This is a genomic window from Ensifer adhaerens, assembly GCF_002007205.1.
Taxonomy (GTDB): domain Bacteria; phylum Pseudomonadota; class Alphaproteobacteria; order Rhizobiales; family Rhizobiaceae; genus Ensifer; species Ensifer adhaerens_D.
In genome coordinates, this window is record NZ_LAZS01000004.1 from 1 (window position 1) to 16,044 (window position 16,044).

The 16,044-nt window shown below is 64.1% G+C and carries 18 protein-coding genes; 10 read left to right on the forward strand and 8 right to left on the reverse strand.

What is annotated here, in order from left to right; genetic code table 11:
* The 4 genes from XB14_RS02460 to XB14_RS02475 form a co-directional block, all read left to right on the forward strand.
* A partial coding sequence (locus XB14_RS02460; RefSeq protein ID WP_143348195.1) for an L-iditol 2-dehydrogenase occupies window positions 1-621 on the forward strand: 621 nt, incomplete at its 5' end.
* Window positions 622-661: 40 nt separating this feature from the next.
* Window positions 662-2,146 (forward strand): mannitol dehydrogenase family protein, encoded by a 1,485-nt coding sequence (locus tag XB14_RS02465; protein ID WP_077960041.1) that lies wholly within the window; start codon window positions 662-664, stop codon window positions 2,144-2,146.
* Between the two features lie 99 nt (window positions 2,147-2,245).
* Window positions 2,246-2,914 (forward strand): HAD family hydrolase, encoded by a 669-nt coding sequence (locus XB14_RS02470; RefSeq protein WP_077960042.1) that lies wholly within the window; start codon window positions 2,246-2,248, stop codon window positions 2,912-2,914.
* 144 nt (window positions 2,915-3,058) lie between these two features.
* A complete protein-coding gene (locus tag XB14_RS02475; RefSeq protein ID WP_077960043.1) occupies window positions 3,059-4,642 on the forward strand; it encodes an FGGY-family carbohydrate kinase in 1,584 nt (527 codons plus the stop codon).
* Between the two features lie 465 nt (window positions 4,643-5,107).
* Here the strand turns inward: XB14_RS02475 and XB14_RS02480 are convergent, their stop codons facing one another.
* Window positions 5,108-5,902: a response regulator gene (locus tag XB14_RS02480; protein WP_077960044.1), complete on the reverse strand. Its 795-nt coding sequence runs from the start codon at window positions 5,900-5,902 to the stop codon at window positions 5,108-5,110.
* 154 nt (window positions 5,903-6,056) lie between these two features.
* On the opposite strand from XB14_RS02480, the gene XB14_RS02485 reads away from it, so the two are divergent.
* From XB14_RS02485 to XB14_RS02495, 3 genes are all read left to right on the forward strand, one after another.
* Window positions 6,057-6,242, forward strand: coding sequence for a NepR family anti-sigma factor (locus tag XB14_RS02485; RefSeq protein ID WP_077960045.1), 186 nt, complete (start codon window positions 6,057-6,059; stop codon window positions 6,240-6,242).
* 8 nt (window positions 6,243-6,250) lie between these two features.
* Window positions 6,251-6,805 (forward strand): RNA polymerase sigma factor, encoded by a 555-nt coding sequence (locus XB14_RS02490; protein ID WP_077960046.1) that lies wholly within the window; start codon window positions 6,251-6,253, stop codon window positions 6,803-6,805.
* A 188-nt stretch (window positions 6,806-6,993) separates the two neighbouring features.
* On the forward strand, window positions 6,994-8,496 hold the full coding sequence (locus XB14_RS02495) for a sensor histidine kinase (protein ID WP_077960047.1): 1,503 nt from the start codon (window positions 6,994-6,996) through the stop codon (window positions 8,494-8,496).
* Window positions 8,497-8,583: 87 nt separating this feature from the next.
* On the opposite strand, the gene XB14_RS02500 is transcribed toward XB14_RS02495, so the two are convergent.
* The 7 genes from XB14_RS02500 to hemP form a co-directional block, all read right to left on the reverse strand.
* Window positions 8,584-9,015: a hypothetical protein gene (locus XB14_RS02500; RefSeq protein ID WP_077960048.1), complete on the reverse strand. Its 432-nt coding sequence runs from the start codon at window positions 9,013-9,015 to the stop codon at window positions 8,584-8,586.
* A gap of 73 nt (window positions 9,016-9,088) precedes the next feature.
* Window positions 9,089-9,454 (reverse strand): DUF883 family protein, encoded by a 366-nt coding sequence (locus XB14_RS02505; RefSeq protein ID WP_077960049.1) that lies wholly within the window; start codon window positions 9,452-9,454, stop codon window positions 9,089-9,091.
* Between the two features lie 205 nt (window positions 9,455-9,659).
* Window positions 9,660-10,451, reverse strand: coding sequence for a heme ABC transporter ATP-binding protein (locus tag XB14_RS02510; protein ID WP_077960251.1), 792 nt, complete (start codon window positions 10,449-10,451; stop codon window positions 9,660-9,662).
* A gap of 8 nt (window positions 10,452-10,459) precedes the next feature.
* Window positions 10,460-11,578, reverse strand: coding sequence for a FecCD family ABC transporter permease (locus tag XB14_RS02515; protein ID WP_077960050.1), 1,119 nt, complete (start codon window positions 11,576-11,578; stop codon window positions 10,460-10,462).
* Window positions 11,565-12,515, reverse strand: coding sequence for a heme/hemin ABC transporter substrate-binding protein (locus XB14_RS02520; RefSeq protein ID WP_077960051.1), 951 nt, complete (start codon window positions 12,513-12,515; stop codon window positions 11,565-11,567). Before XB14_RS02520 ends, XB14_RS02515 begins: the two co-directional genes overlap by 14 nt.
* A 21-nt stretch (window positions 12,516-12,536) precedes the next feature.
* On the reverse strand, window positions 12,537-13,598 hold the full coding sequence (locus tag XB14_RS02525) for a hemin-degrading factor (protein ID WP_077960252.1): 1,062 nt from the start codon (window positions 13,596-13,598) through the stop codon (window positions 12,537-12,539).
* A 10-nt stretch (window positions 13,599-13,608) separates the two neighbouring features.
* Window positions 13,609-13,836, reverse strand: a complete 228-nt coding sequence (gene hemP / locus XB14_RS33895) for a hemin uptake protein HemP (RefSeq protein ID WP_143348197.1) — start codon at window positions 13,834-13,836, stop codon at window positions 13,609-13,611.
* Between the two features lie 161 nt (window positions 13,837-13,997).
* Here hemP and XB14_RS02535 point away from each other — a divergent pair, with 161 nt between their 5' ends.
* The 3 genes from XB14_RS02535 to XB14_RS02545 all read left to right on the forward strand — a co-directional run bounded on the left by XB14_RS02535 (window position 13,998) and on the right by XB14_RS02545 (window position 16,031).
* Window positions 13,998-14,435 carry a hypothetical protein gene (locus XB14_RS02535; RefSeq protein ID WP_077960052.1) on the forward strand — a complete coding sequence of 146 codons (438 nt, stop codon included), beginning with the start codon at window positions 13,998-14,000 and terminating at the stop codon, window positions 14,433-14,435.
* 78 nt (window positions 14,436-14,513) lie between these two features.
* A complete protein-coding gene (locus tag XB14_RS02540) occupies window positions 14,514-15,419 on the forward strand; it encodes a cell envelope integrity protein TolA (protein WP_077960053.1) in 906 nt (301 codons plus the stop codon).
* A gap of 198 nt (window positions 15,420-15,617) precedes the next feature.
* Window positions 15,618-16,031 carry a DUF2325 domain-containing protein gene (locus XB14_RS02545; protein ID WP_077960054.1) on the forward strand — a complete coding sequence of 138 codons (414 nt, stop codon included), beginning with the start codon at window positions 15,618-15,620 and terminating at the stop codon, window positions 16,029-16,031.
* Window positions 16,032-16,044: the final 13 nt, after the last annotated feature.

Genomic DNA, 16,044 nt, shown 5'->3' on the forward strand with positions numbered 1-16,044 from the left:
GCTGGCGCCTATGCGGTCGAGATGGATGTGACGCAACAGGCTTCGATCGACGAGGCGATTGCAGCTGTCGTCCGGCAAGCGGGCGGGCTCGATATCCTCGTCAACAATGCCGCGCTCTTTGACCTCGCGCCGATCGTCGAAATCAGCCGTGCGAGCTATGACCGGCTGTTTCAGATCAACGTTTCCGGAACGCTGTTCACCATGCAGGCCGCAGCCAGGCAGATGATCGATCAGGGCAGGGGCGGCAAGATCATCAACATGGCAAGCCAGGCGGGGCGCCGCGGCGAGGCGCTGGTTGCGGTCTATTGCGCCACCAAGGCGGCGGTCATCAGCCTGACCCAGTCGGCAGGCCTCGGCCTCATCAAGCACGGCATCAACGTCAACGCGATCGCGCCCGGCGTGGTCGACGGCGAGCACTGGGACGGTGTCGACGCGCTGTTTGCCAAATACGAGAACCGTCCGCGCGGCGAAAAGAAGAAGCTCGTCGGCGCCGAAGTGCCGTTCGGCCGCATGGGAACCGCCGAGGACCTGACGGGCATGGCGATCTTCCTTGCCTCCTCGGAGAGCGACTACGTCGTTTCGCAGACCTACAACGTCGACGGCGGCAACTGGATGAGCTGAGCCGGCGCCGGCCGGTGAAGCCTCGAAAGGACAAGGGATCATGACGACCAAACTCTCACTTGCCGCCCTCGACACGATCAAGGCCAGAGCCGGCGTGCCTGCCTACGACCGGTCGCAACTGACGGCGGGCATCGTGCATTTCGGCGTCGGCAACTTCCATCGGGCGCACCAGGCCGTCTATCTCGACGATCTCTTCAACGCCGGCCATGACCGCGACTGGGCCATCATCGGTGCCGGCGTGCTTCCCTCCGACGCGACGATGCGCGCCAAGCTCGCGGCGCAGGATTTCCTGACGACCGTCGTCGAGCAGGACAACAACCGCACCGGCGCTCATATCACCGGCGCGATGATCGACTATCTGGAGCCCGGTGACGTCGCCGCGATCGTCGGCAAGCTCGCCGATCCGGCGATCCGCATCGTGTCGCTGACGATTACTGAAGGGGGCTACTTCATCGATCCGGCCTCGGGCGTGTTCAATCCGACCCATCCTGATATCGTCGCCGATGCGCAGGATCCTGCAGCGCCGAAGACGGTGTTCGGCCTGATCGTCGCCGGCCTCAAGGCGCGCCGCGACAAGAACATGCCGCCGTTCACGGTGATGTCCTGCGACAACATTCCGGGCAATGGCGAGGTTACCCACGCGGCGGTTTCGGGGCTTGCCCGCCTCCATGAGCCCGCCTTTGCCGACTGGATCGACGCCAATGTCGCTTTCCCGAACGGCATGGTCGACCGGATCACGCCGGCAACCGGCGCGCGCGAGATCGGCATCGTCGCCGACGACTACGGCATCGAGGATGCCTGGCCGGTGTTCTGCGAGGAATTCAAGCAGTGGGTGCTCGAGGATCATTTTCCGCTCGGCCGGCCGGCGCTGGAAAAGGTCGGCGTTCAGTTCGTGCCCGACGTTGCACCCTATGAGCACATGAAGATCCGCATCCTCAATGGCGGCCACGCGGCGATCGCTTACCCTGCCGCATTACTCGACATTCATTTCGTGCACGAGGCGATGGAGGAGCCGCTGATCCGCGCCTTTCTCGCCAAGCTCGAACATGACGAGATCATCCCGGTCATCCCGCCGGTTCCGAACACCAATCTCGGCGACTATTACAGGCTGATCGAGACCCGCTTCTCCAACCCGAAGATCGGCGACACCATTCCGCGGCTCGCCCAGGACGGCTCGAACCGGCAGCCCAAGTTCATCCTGCCGTCCACCGCCGACCGGCTCGCACGCGGCGAGGACGTCGTCGGCCTGTCGCTCGTCTCGGCGCTGTGGTGCCGTTACTTCGCCGGTACGTCGGACAGCGGCAGGACGATCGCCTTCAACGACCAAAGCGCGGACCGGCTGAACAAGGCGGCCCTTGCCGCCAAGGACGATCCGATGGCCTTTCTGGCGCTCGGCGATATCTTCGGCGACGTCGCGCGCTCCGACCTCTTCCGCCGGCGCTTCGCTCATGCATTGAAAACCCTCTGGGAAAAGGGTACGCGCGCTACGCTCCAGCTTTATCTGGACGGCAAGCTTACCGCATAATTGCTTGGATCGGATTCGATGCGAGGACGAATTATGCGCCAATTCAAAGCGTTACGGTGGCCTTGGCGCAACGCGCGTCGCTGTAAGGGGTAGGGTGTTATGGCGGATGCGGCGTCCGGGCTGGTGATCTTCGACTGCGACGGCGTGCTCGTCGATAGCGAACCGATTTCGCTGGAGGTGCTGGTGGACGTGCTTTCGGCCGCCGGCGTCTCGATGACCACCGAGGAGGCGACCGAACGCTTTCTCGGGCGCAGCCTGAAAAGCATGTCGGCGACCCTGCATGATGAATACGGGCTTGCGACCGACGACGCCTTCCTCGAAGGCATGCGCCTCCGCCTCTATCAGCGCTTTCGCACCGAACTCCAGCCGATCGCCGGCATACGGGGAGCGGTCGAGGGCCTGAAGGGCGCCTGCTGTGTCGCCTCTTCGAGCCAGCCCGAACGCATCCGCCTGTCGCTGACCGTCACGGGGCTCATCGATCTCTTCGAGCCAAACATCTTCTCCGCCACGATGGTGAAGCATGGCAAGCCGGCACCGGATCTCTTTCTCCACGCGAGCCGCCAGATGGGCTTCGAACCTCACGAGTGCATCGTGGTCGAAGACAGTCCGGCGGGCATCGAAGCGGCGAAGGCCGCGGGCATGCGGGTCTTTGCCTTTGCCGGCGGCAGCCATGCGCGCACCGACAAGCACCGGCAAAGTCTCGCCGCTCTCAGTCCCGACGTGCTGTTTGACGACATGGGCGAATTGTTACAGTTTGTCGGCCGATAGCAGGGACGAAAAGAGAGCGGGATGAGGAACATGTGCGCGGTTTTCCGCCCGTATTCCGCTCTCCTTCAGGACAATCGGTTGCGGTTGTGATTGGGTCGAATGGACCCTAAATCATCGTGATCTTGGGGGCGGAGACTTTCTTTGATGCGTGAATTCGTCGTTGCGGTCGATGTCGGTACCGGCAGTGCGCGCGCCGGTATTTTTGACGGCAAGGGCAGGCTGCTGGCGCGTGCCGACCTGCCGATCGCCATGAACCGTCCGGAAGAAAACCACGCCGAGCACGATTCCGAAGATATCTGGCGCGCCGTCTGCGGCGCGGTCAAGGCGGCAAAGGACAAGGCCGGGATCGCCGCGGAAAACGTTGCGGCGATCGGGTTCGATGCCACCTGCTCGCTGGTGGTGCGCGACCGCGAGGGCAAGCCGCTCTCGGTCAACCGCAAGGGTGAGGCGCGCTGGGACACGATCGTCTGGCTCGACCACCGGGCGCTCGCCGAGGCGGATTTCGCGACGTCGACCGGCCATCCGGTGCTCGATTTTTCCGGACGCGTGATGTCGCCGGAAATGGAAATGCCGAAGCTCATGTGGCTGAAGCGCAACCTGCCTGAGCAATGGCAGAAGGCAGGTTTCTTCTTCGATCTCGCCGACTATCTTTCCTGGCGGGCAACCGGCAGTGCTGCACGCTCGCGCTGCACGCTGACGGCCAAATGGAATTATCTCGCGCATGAGAAGCGCGGCTGGCAGCCCGACTATCTCGAAAAGATCGGCCTTGAGGATCTCATCGAGCGCGGCGGGCTGCCGGAAGAGACCCTGCCGATCGGAGGCTCGGTCGGCCGTCTGAGCGCTGCGGCTGCAGCCGAACTCGGGCTTGACGAGGCCTGCCAGGTGGCGCCCGGCCTGATCGACGCCTATGCCGGCGCGCTCGGCGTCGTCGGTGGGTTCATCGGCAAGCCGGAGAAACTCGAAAAGCAGCTGGCGCTGATTGCTGGTACGTCGAGCTGCATCGTCGCCTTCTCCAAGGACATGAAGCCGGGCTTCGGCATGTGGGGCCCCTATTACGAGGCGGTCCTTCCCGGTGCCTGGCTGATCGAGGGCGGGCAGTCGGCAACCGGCGCCCTGCTCGACCATATCGTCAGGCTGCATGGCGGCGGCCTGGAGCCAACGGCTGAAACCCATGGCCGGATCATTGCGCGGGTGCAGGAACTGCGCGCCGAACAGGGGGTGGCCTTTGCCGACCGGCTGCATGTGCTGCCCGATTTCCATGGCAACCGTTCGCCGCTCGCCGATCCCCATGGCCTCGGCGTCATCAGCGGCCTGCCGCTCGATTCCTCCTTCGACGCGCTCTGCCGGCTCTATTGGCGCACCTGCGTCGCGATTGCGCTCGGCATCCGCCATATCCTGGAGATGATGCGGGAGGTCGGCTATCAGCTCGACACGCTGCACGTCACCGGCGGCCATGTGCGCAACGCGCTGCTGATGGAACTCTATTGCGACGTCACCGGCTGCCGTGTCGTTGCGCCGGACGCGTCCGATGCGGTGCTGCTCGGAACTGCGATGGCGGCGGCGGTTGCAGGCGGCATGCATCCGGATCTTGCCGCAGCCGGTGCCGAAATGGCATCGGATGGGCACGAACGCTTGCCGAACACGGCGGTTCGCGACGCCTATGATCGCGATTACCGCCGCTTCCTGGCGCTCTATCGCCACCGCGACGAACTCGACAAGATGGTGTGACGACTGCCGAAAAGGTTGTTGCGGGCCATGGAACCTTTTGCCGTGTCGCGCATTCTGCCTCTGACCGGACGGTGGCGCGCATAGCCCCCAATGCCGCGCCGGAGGCAGACCGCCGGCCTACAACTCACACTCCCCGAGTGAGTTGCACATACCAGCCAGTGCCTTCCCTCGGCACTGGCTGTTGTGTTTCTGGGCTAAGCTTTCAGGTGTGATCCGGAGAGATGGCTGTGGGTAGCCTGCCGACTGCAAACGGCGTCGGGTCGGCGCAGACGCGCGGGACCTCGTTTTTCGGAATGACCTAGCCCCGGCATCTATCTGACCTAGCCCCGGCATCTATCTTTTGCTCAGGGCCTGAAACGACCGGCAGCGGCGAACGCCCTTTCTGACGCGCGCCGCTGCCGGACTTCAAATGACTGCAGGTCCTGTCCTTCGACTGGTTACCGCAAAGGAGACATGCAGTCGCTCTCAGGCCGCCGCCTTGGTGGATTCGTTGAAGAACAGGGCCTGGCTGATCAGTGCCTTGACCATGTCCGGGTTGAACGGTTTGGTGACCAGGAAGGTCGGTTCCGGCCGTTCGCCGGTCAAGAGCCGTTCCGGGAAGGCGGTGATGAAGATCACCGGAATGGCGCTCGTCTTCAGGATGTCGTTGACCGCGTCGATGCCGGAACTGCCGTCGGCAAGCTGGATATCGGCGAGCACCATGCTCGGCCGCGTCTTCTTGTAGAGCGCGATCGCTTCGTCACGCGTACGGGCGATGCCGGTAACGCGATGGCCGAGGCTTTCGACCATCTGTTCGATGTCGATGGCGATCAGCGGCTCGTCCTCGATGATCATGATATCGGTCGCGACCTGGCGCGAGATTTCCTGCGAAGCGCGGTCCAGGAGGCCGCCGACCTTGTCGGTGCTGAGATCGAGAACTTCGGCCGCTTCCTCCGGCCGGAACCCTTCGACCGAGACCAGCAGGAAAGCCTGGCGGGCAAGGGGAGAGACGGTGGCGAGGTTGATCGACGCGCGCTGCTCCCAGGCAAAGGGAGAAACCGGTTCCGGGACGAGCACGGACGAAGAGCCGAAGAGCGAGGTGAACAGGCGGAACAGACCAACGCGATCATTGCTTGCTTCGGGGAAAATCGACGTGTCGGCGATCAGCGCTTCGAGAACGGCGGCCACATAGGCGTCGCCTGATGTCTGCGAGCCGGTCAGTGCGCGCGAGTAGCGGCGCAGATACGGCAGGAGCGGTGCGATCCGCGTGGACAATGTCATAGAGGAACTCCCTCGAAAATCGTTTTACGGTGACGTTGCGAGAACGCTCGTCGTAAAAAAAGGTTCCGCGAGGGAACATTTCAATTTTCAGCGGCGTTATGGCGGCTATGGACAGTTTTGGCGATGATGGACAGTTGAAGGCGACAGATTGAAAATGAAACATAAAACAGGGGCAGGGCGGAACTCCGGCACGACCTTAGATCCGAATGCGCAAATTGCAGCGAAGCTGAAGGCGCTCTATCAGTCCGTGCAGGAAGAGGCGATACCCGCGCGTTTTCTCGATCTTCTGGAAAAACTCGACGCGGCCGAGCAGCAATCGGCGCTGCAGGGCAGGGAGTAAGTACCGGAATGTCATCCGAAAAGAATGATTTCAAGCGTGAGATGCTGGCCGCGTTGCCGAGCCTTCGCGCCTTCGCCATGTCGCTGATCGGCCGTCACGACCGTGCCGACGACCTGGTTCAGGACACGATCATGAAGGCCTGGGCGAAGCAGGACCACTTCGAGCTGGGCACCAACATGAAGGCCTGGCTCTTCACCATCCTGCGCAACGAACTCTACAGCCAGATGCGCAAACGCGGGCGCGAGGTGCAGGACAGTGACGGACATTTCACCGAGTCCCTGGCCCATCACCCCGAGCAATACGGCTCGCTGGACCTGCAGGATTTCCGCAAGGCGCTGGAGATGCTGCCGCCCGACCAGCGGGAAGCGATCATCCTCGTCGGCGCCTCCGGTTTTTCCTACGAGGAAGCGGCAACGATCTGCGGCTGCGCGCTCGGAACGATCAAGAGCCGCGTCAACCGCGCGCGCCAGCGCTTGCAGGACATTCTTCAGGTGAAGGGCGAAAACGACTACGGCCCGGACGAGACGTCGGCCCCGATCACGTCGCGCGCCTTTGTTTCCTGAGGAAACTTTCGACCGGGCACCGTTGCAAAAGCAGCGGCGTCCTGCTTTCACTGACGGCTTGACCCCGAGAGGGGACCGGCGGCTGGTGGTGGCATGACGATTTTGGGTCGATACGCCCAGAACCGAGCGAGATGCGGGGGCAGCCCGCAAGGGGTGCCCCGGCCCGCTCAGATGGGAATTGAGACCGAATGCGCATGAGGACAGAAACGACAGACCCGCCCGTGACGAGGCTGCTCGACGCGCCCGAGCGCCTGAGCGTCTTGCACGCGACCGTGCCCGATATGGCGGTGCCGGACCGGGACTTCGACGGAATCGTTGAAATCGCTGCCGGCCTCTTCGATGCGCCGATTGCGCTGGTGACGCTGATTGACCGTGAATGGCAATGGTTCAAGGCGGCCGTTGGAACCACGGAGACCCGGGCTTCATCGGAGGAATCCTTCTGCGTGCAGGTGGCGGGCGAGGCCGATGCCGCTCTCGTCGTGCTCGACGCATCGGCTGATCCGCGGTTCATGCGGCGCCCACGGGTCGTGGGGCCGCCGTTCCTGCGCTTTTATGCCGGAGCGCCGATCGTGCTCGATGGGCAGGCCGTCGGAACGGTCTGCGTTCTCGATGACAAGCCGCGCGCCGACGTGCCCCAGGCGCTGATGGACCAACTGGCCCGGCTTGCCGGGCTTGCTGCTTCCCTCTTCAAGATCAAGGACGAGGCGCGCCGGCGCGCGCTGAAAGAGGCGGCGCTTTCGCGCGAGGAGCAGCGCCACGCCATGGCGCTCGAAGCGGCGAACATCGGCAGCTGGCTGTGGGATATCCGCTCGGGAGCAATTGCGGGCAACAGCGCGATGAAACGCATGTTTGGGTTGCCGGCCGACAGTTTCGTCGGCGCGCGCGAGATTTTCGGTGCGATCCATCTCGACGACCGCGGCGCGACCTTTGCCAAGCTGCGCCAGGCGATGAAGGCCGACGAGGAATACGACGGCATGTTCCGTGTCGGCGATACCGGCCGTTGGCTGCTTGGGCGCGGACGCGTGCACGACCGCGACGCCAAGGGCAATCCGTTGACGTTCATCGGTGTCACGATCGATGTCACCGACCAGCAGGCTTCGGTGCAGCGTACGCGCCTGTTGCTGAAGGAGCTCAACCATCGGGTCAAGAACACGCTCGCGATGCTGCAATCGCTGGCCCGCCAGACTTTGCGCCAGACGAGCGATCCGGCCGAGTTCATGACCGCCTTTGCCGGGCGATTGCAGGCGATCTCCGAAGCGCATGGCCTGCTTTCGGATCACGAATGGGGTACCATCCGGCTCGCCGACCTGATCGCCAAGCAGTTGCTGCCGCATGTCAACTGCTATGCCGAGCAGATCGAGATCCACAAGGACGAGATCTCGCTCGGTCCCGACCAAGCGGTCGGCCTCGGTCTGGTGCTGCACGAGCTTGCGACCAATGCCGTCAAATACGGGTCGCTGTCGGTGCCGAAGGGGAAGGTGGTGCTGACGGCGCGCAACGTGGTCGAGGACGGCGACGACGTTCTCCATCTCACCTGGACCGAAGTCGGCGGACCGCCAGTGCGCGAGCCGAAGCGGCGCGGCTTCGGCTCGATCCTGATCGAGCGCAGCCTCGACAAGGTGCTCGGCAGCTCGGTCAAGGTGGAGTATCTGCCTGCCGGCGTCACCGCGCTCATCCGCCTGCCGCTTTAGGGCGCAAGCGCGCAAGGCTCTCCGGCCAGGCACCGACGTCCCCCAGCGGGAAGGGCGGCAACCGGTTGGGAGGTCCTTGCTTAATTGTCAGTCGTCGCGTCGGCGCTTGCGCCGCTTGCCGGTTCCGACGAGTGCCCCGATCGCAAGTGCCGTGGCCACAGCGAGCAGCGGCTGTTTGCGCAAGATGCCCGCCGCGGCAAGCAGAGTCAGGTTGGTTTGCATCTGTCTGCGGCGGCGACGCTCTTCGGCCAGGCGGCGGTCGCGACCTTGCAGCATGGACATGATGCCGAACAGCACCAGCGCGGTCACGAAAAACGCGATCGCGATCGCGGCGGCGGCCGCGACTGGACCGTAAAGTGCGCTGAGATACAGGAATGTGGCTGCGAGGCCGAAGACATAGGTCGTGGCAAGCAGCAATCCTATGATGCCCCATAAGATCGCGTTGCGTTTCACGCGCGCGGCTGTGGCGCCGATGTCGGCGGTCATGAGTGCGGTCAGGGCTGCCGTCAATGGTCCCATTCATTTCCCCCGATCGTCAGTACGGACAGGCGGGGCGGGTACCGCCCATCCGCTTCAACGGCCCACATGATGTTCAGCGACGAAGAAGTGCCGCGACGGCGAGGCCAATTAGGGCGGCAGCGCCGAGTGTCGCAAACGGGTGCTCGCGCACGGCCTGGCGGACCTGCTTCTCCGTTCCGGAGTAGCGGCCGCGAAGTTCGGCAAGCAGTTCTTCGCCGCTCGCCAGAAGTTCGCTGACGCTCGCTTCGGCCTGCTCGCGGGCGTCATGAGCCTTGCTGCGCGCCTGCTTCGACGCGGCCGATCCGCGGTCGGCTAGCAAGGCAACCAGCGTCGCGACGTCGTCGCGAAGCTCGCTCAGTTGTTCCTCGACGGAGATATCGGCAAGCTTGCCGTTTTTTGTCGAACGCGAGCTCGAACCGGAGAAGAGGCCTGATGCCATGACGAATACTCCCTTTCACACATGCGCCGGCCGCGAACGGTCGGCGCTTCCTGATCAAACCGGCGCACAACTGTAGGCCTGCGCCGGCGCTTTGGGAGAACAACGCGCAAGTGCGGAAATTGTTTCGATAGATCTTGGTGTTGCGCCTCGGAAGGATCAAAAGGTGAAGGCGAACCGGCGGTGCCCGGTCCGCGTGGCCTCATCGTCAGAGCGACGCCGTCTGCGGCAGCACGAATGGCACAGGCGCGGCCGGGGCGACGCCCACGCGCATGCGGCAGCCGAAGACCGCCTCCATCGTCTCGTCCGTCAGGACCTCGGCAGGCGCGCCGCTGGCGCGGACCTTGCCGGCCTTCATCATCACCATATGGTCGGCAAACATGGCGGTCAGATTGAGGTCGTGCATGACGGCGACGACGCCGCCGCCGCGTTCGCAGAAGCTGCGTGCGAGCTGCATGATCCCAAGTTGGTGGCGGATGTCGAGGCTGGAGACGGGCTCGTCGAGCAGAAGATAACGCGGCTCGCCGTCGATGATGGGGTCAGAGATCTGGCAAAGCACGCGGGCAAGCTGCACGCGCTGCTGCTCGCCACCGGACAGTTCCTGGTAGAAACGGCCGGCGAAGCCGCCGAGATCGACCGCTTCGAGCGCCTCCGCTGCGATCCGGTCGTGCAGGGCTGCATCGGCGTTTGCGCCTGCGGCAAGGCCGAGCCGTACCACCTCGCGCACGGTGAACGGGAAAGAGATGACGGTCGATTGCGGCAGCACGCCGCGCATCGACGCAAGTTCCCAGGGCTTCAGGCCGCGCAAGTCGCGGCCGTTGATGCGAATCGTCCCGCCCGATGGCTGAAGCTCTCCGGAAATGGCCTTCAGCGTCGTGGTCTTGCCGCAGCCGTTCGGCCCGACGATCGCCGTCAGCGCGCCGGGCCGGGCCTCGAGCGAAATCCCGTGAAGGACCGGTCGCCCGCCGAGGCGGACGGAGAGATTGGAAACGTTGATCATGGCTTCGTTCACAGTCCCATGTTCGAACGGCCGCGCAGCAGGATCCAGAGGAAGAATGGTGCGCCGATAAAGGCGGTGACGATGCCTATCGGCAGCTCCGCCGGGGAAACGATGGTGCGGGCGATCATGTCGGCAAGGATCAACAACGTGCCGCCGAGCAGGGCCGAGGCCGGCAGCAGGTAGCGGTGATCGGGGCCGATGACGAGGCGCAGCAGATGCGGAACGACGATGCCGACAAAGCCGATGCCGCCGCTGACGGCAACGGACGCGCCGGTCGCCGCCGCGACGCTGACGATGGCGACGTTCTTCAGCCGCTGCACGGGGATGCCCATATGGAAGGCCGCCGCCTCGCCAAGCGTTATCGCGTTCAGGCCGCGGGCAAGGAACGGCGTGACGGCGAGCGAAAGCAGGATGATCGGCGCCGACGCCAGGATCTTCGTCCAGTTGGCGCCGGCGAGCGACCCGAGGCCCCAGAAGGTGAGGTCGCGCAGTTGTTTGTCGTCGGCCATGAACACGAGCACGCCGGTGACGGCGCCGGTCAGCGCCCCGAGCGCAATGCCCGCCAGAAGCAGGGTGGCAATCGATGTCTGCCCGCCGCGCGTGGCGATGCGGTAGAGCAAAAGCGTCGTGACGAGGCCGCCGAAGAAGGCGGCCACCGGCAGCGCATAGAAACCAAGCAGGGCAAACAGCGGCCCGAAGGCGGCGGTTCCAAGCACGATCAGCAGGACCGCGCCGAGGCTTGCGCCCGAGGAGACGCCGACGAGGCCAGGATCGGCCAACGGGTTGCGGAAAAGCCCCTGCATGACGACGCCGGAAACCGCGAGCGATGCGCCGACAAGCATGCCGAGCACGGCGCGGGGCAGGCGGATATCGAGAATGATGATGCGGTCGCGGATGCTCAGGGCCTGGTCCGCCTCGCCGATCAGCCAGCGCCAGACATTGGCCAGCGATGCGTCTGCCGCGCCGGTCATGATCGAGCCGACGAAAGTGGCGATGGCAACCGCCGTCAAGGCGGCGACGACGAGCCGCGCCAACCGCGCGCGGTTGCCGGCACGCCATTCGCTGCGGATGTCGGCGGCCAATCCGGTCAGGCGCATGCCGCGGCCCAATGCCTCACTGCGAGGCATTGGCCTTCTTCCCGTAGATGGCCGCATTCAGTTCACGAATGGCGCTTGCCGTGCGCGGGCCGAAGCCGAGCAGGTGCAGGCCGTCCATGCGGACGAGCACCTTGTCCTTGGCGGCGGGCGTAAGGCTCAGCGCCGGCAGGGTGAAAAGTTCGTCCGCCTTGGCGGAATGCTCGCCGCCGCGATCCATCATCAGAACGACGTCGGGCTTGGCTTCGATGATTGCTTCGTCGGTCAGCGCCTTGTAGCCGGGGAAGTTGCCGACCGCGTTCACTGCGCCGGAAAGTTCGATGATGCCGTTGGCCGCCGTGCCCAGGCCGGAGGCCATGACCTTGCCGCCCTGGGTGCTGAGGATGAAGAGGACGCGCTTGCGCTCGGCTACCGGGCGCGCCGCACCCTCGGCGACAGCCGCATCGAGATCGGCCTCGACGCTCTTAGCGAGCGTTTCGGCCTTGTCCTTGACACCGAGAAAGGCGCCAACGGCACGGATCTTGGCGGGAATGCCGGCCTTGTCAAAGGTCTCGGGCACGCTGGTGAAAGCGATATCGGCCTCCTTCAGCACGGCCAGCGCCTCCGGCGGGCCGCTGCCTTCGACGGCGACGATGGCGCTCGGGTTGACGGCGATGATGCCTTCCGGCGCCAATTGACGCATGTAGCCGACATCCGGAAGCGTCTTTGCCGCTTCCGGATAGGTGCTGGTGGAATCACGCCCGACGAGGCGACCTTCCTCGCCAAGCGCATAGATGATCTCGGTCACGGCGCCGCCAACCGAAACGACGCGCGAGACGTCGGCCTTCTTCGTGTCCTCAGCCATTGCCGGACGGATGAGGGAGGGGGCACCGGGTGCCACCGCCGGCAGCAGGAAGGGGGCCGAAAGGGCGAAGGCGGCGAGCGCCAGTCCTGAGCGGCGAAGGCGACGGGAATCGAGACGGTTGATCATCTGCGTGTCCTATCCTTTGTCTCAGGCGGCGACGGTCGTATCGAGGCGCGGCAGGCCCTCGGCGATCGAACGCCATTCCGGACGTTCCGCAAGGCCCTCTTTGCGCTTGCCGAAGAACTGTATGATCATTTCGCCCTTGGCGTCGAGCGCTTCGATCGAGGTGACATGGCCGTCGGCTGTCGGCTTGCGCACGGCCCAGAGCTCGGCGATGTGGTCGGTGCGCAGGTGCAGGTGGAAGGTCGGATCCATGATGTTCAGCCAGGGTCCCATCGTCGCGATCTTGGCGATCGGGCCGGAGTGGATCTGGATCATGCCACGGTTGCCGACGAAGCACATGATCGGCAGTTCGACTTCGGCGCTTGCCTGCATCATCGCCTCGATGCTCTGCGGGTCGAGCTGCCAGGCGAAATCTTCGCCGATGTTGCTCAGCGCCTGGCGGCGGCCGATCTTCAGCTTGCGCAGCATGCCGTGGAACTGGTGGGTGTCCGTCATCTTCGTCCAGCGGTCGCGCAGGTCGGCGACGTCGACGACGGTTTCCGGCTTGTCGTCGGTCGGCTGAACGCTGGCGTCGGCGACAAATTCCTGCGTCTGCTCGTCAAGGCGGAAATCCGCGACGATCTTTTCATAAGCCTCGTCGTTCGATGCGGCGCGCATGTGCACCTTGTGCACGGCGTTGCCCCACTTGTCGAAGAACTGCAGGCTCTTGCGGACTTCGCCCTTGTCGTCCGTCTTCGTCACGGCGAAGGCGTGGGCCCAGGCGCTCGGGAAAACGCGAAGGTCGATCTGCTCGCCGAGCACGATGCTCGCCATCTCGCCGGTGGTGATCTTCTCGTAGACGCCGATCTTCTCGTGCACCGCGCTTTCGTTGCGGGTCAGCGCCATCACTTCACCCAGCTCTTCGACCCGCGACAGGAAGCGGTTGGCGTCGGCATCGATGCGCACGGCGCTCAGCCCACATTCGGCAGCGACGAGCGCGGCTTCGGAAACGCCGAGCTGGGCTGCGATGTCGCGCTCGCGCATCTTCGGGTTTTCGGCGCGGTAGGCGCGGATTTCGGAAGGAGTGGGGCGGAGGCTCTCAGTCATTTTCATCTGCCTATTTGTTCAGGATCAGCTTGCCTTGGCGGGTGATCTTCATGCGGTAGATCGCGCCGTCGTGGGAAATGAGGATCTCGTTTTCGGTGCCGAAGAGCTCGCGACTTTCGATGATCCGTTGCGCCCGCCCTGCCGGCATCGGCGGCTCGGATGGGCGTACGAGATTGTTGTCGTTGGTCACTGCGCCTGGCCGTTTCGAGAGGGGCAGGCCGCGCTGTTTTTCCAGCATTTCCTGCCGTGCAATTCGTTTACTATCTTGACTTCATTACTCATATTTATTTATGGACGCAATACCGGACTTACAAACTCAAGTTAGTTGCCACCGGCTTGTGGACAAGGGCGTGCGGACGGCGCTCGGTGGTGTGCTCGATCCTTTGGAGTGGTGTCGTTATGAAGTTTTCCAGCCTTCCGATTGTTTCCGTTGCTCTTGCGGCTCTCGTCGCCGCAACCGCTGCCAAGGCGCAGGAGACCGCAACGGTCGGAGGCCTGACGATCGAGCTCAACGAGGTGGCGCCTTCGCAGAAGGGCTGCAAGCTGACCTTCGTCGCCGGCAACGAATTCGCGCAGTCGCTGAGCAAGGTTTCCTTCGAGTTCGTGATCTTCGACCAGAGGGGCCTGGTCGAGCGCATGGCCGTGCTCGATTTCCGCGATCTTCCCGCCGGCAAGACCAAGGTTCGCCAGTTCGATCTTCCAGGCACCAATTGCGATGCGGTCAAGAGCCTGCTGATCAACGATGCGCCGGCCTGTGTCGGCGACGGCGTTCAGCCGGGCGCGTGCATGAGCGGGATCAAGACCGGCTCGAAGTCGGCGGTCGAACTCAAGGGCTGAGCGGGATTGGGGCTGGGCGCGTCCGGCAATCCGAGCATGAGGTTTGCGTCGCCCTGGTGCGACGAAGGTAAGGCTGCAATGAAGCGTATCGTCATCTGGACCGGGGCCGCGGTCTTCTCGCTTGCAACGCACGGCGTCGTGCTCGCCACCCTGTTTGGCGGCAACCCGCCCGAGACACAGCTGGATCTGATCCAGGGCGGCGAAAGCGTCGAGGTGGCGCTTCTCGGCGACGCTTTCGAGGAAACGCTTCAGTCGGGCGCGGTGTCCGATGTCGTCGAGCCCACGGAAGAGCTGCCCGAGGAAGTTCAGCCTGCCGAGATCCAGCCGGTCGAGGACGTTGCCCCGACGCAGGAGATCGCTGCAGAGGAGCCTCACGACCTGACGGCGACGGAAGCGGACGTCATTCTGCCGGCTGAGCAAATGCCGACCCTGCAGGTCGCCGAAGCGGTGGTGACGGCGAGCGTTGCACCGGTCGAGACTGTTGTGCCGGAAGAAAAGCCCGAGGAGCCGAAGAAGGAAAAGGTCGAAAAGCCGGAGCCGAAGAAGGAGCCGGTGAAAAAGAAGAAAGTGACCCGCAAGAAGGCCGGCGACCAGGGCGAGCAGGCGCAGAACCAGGTCAAGGGCAAGCAGGACGGCCAGGAGAACGGCAATTCCTCCGCCGCGAATGGCAACAGCCGCGCGTCCGAGGTCGGGAACGCCGACATGGAGAACTATGGCGGCAAGATCCGCAAGAGGATCACGCGCCGGTTCAAGGTTCCGGCCGCCGCAAGACGCGACGGTGTATCCGGCACGGCGACCGTCCGCTTCACCCTGACGTCGGACGGAAACCTGACGCGGGTCAGCGTCGCGGGCAGTTCCGGCTCGCCGGCGATCGACGAGGCAGCCGTCGATGCGGTTCGCCGCGCTGCCCCATTCCCGGAGTTTCCGGCTGGAGCGCCAAGCTCCAAATCCTTCATCGTGCCGATGGTTGCGACCGTTCGCTGACATTCGTCCACGCGGACCAGCGTCTCGCAGAAGTTGCAAGAAAAAATATGAATAGAAAACTCATGTTTATACTTTACTCTGATTATCAAGTTTAATAGGTTGCCCCATCACGCAGCCAAAGGGTGTGTGTCGAGAGGATGTCCCGATGCGACCGGCTGCTTCATGGCCCTTGTCGCACGACCAGACGGAGAAGATTGCATGCGCGGCAAGCGTCACCAGAATGCGGCGAAGAACGGCAAGGGTCGCTCGGCTTCGGAACCGGCCGAGGCCCGCCAGGAGGCCGGCAAGGCGACGCTCGAAGGGCGCAGCTTCCTTTATGTCGGTGGCCGCGATTGCCAGGTGGCGCACTTGCGCGAAATCGCCAGCTCCTTCGGCGCCGAGCTGCTGCACCACGATGGCGGCCTGCGTGAGGCGGTTTCGCGTATCGACCGGGTGCTGCCGTCCGTCGACTGTGTCTTCTGCCCGATCGACTGCATCAGCCATGACGCATGTCTTCGCGTGAAGACCGGCTGCAAGAAGTGGGGCAAGGCCTTCGTGCCGCTGCGCAACGGCTCGAAGTCGAGCCTGGAGCGCGCGCTTCAGGACCTGACCACCAGCCGCAACGAGCGGTAATCCTCTGAAAGAC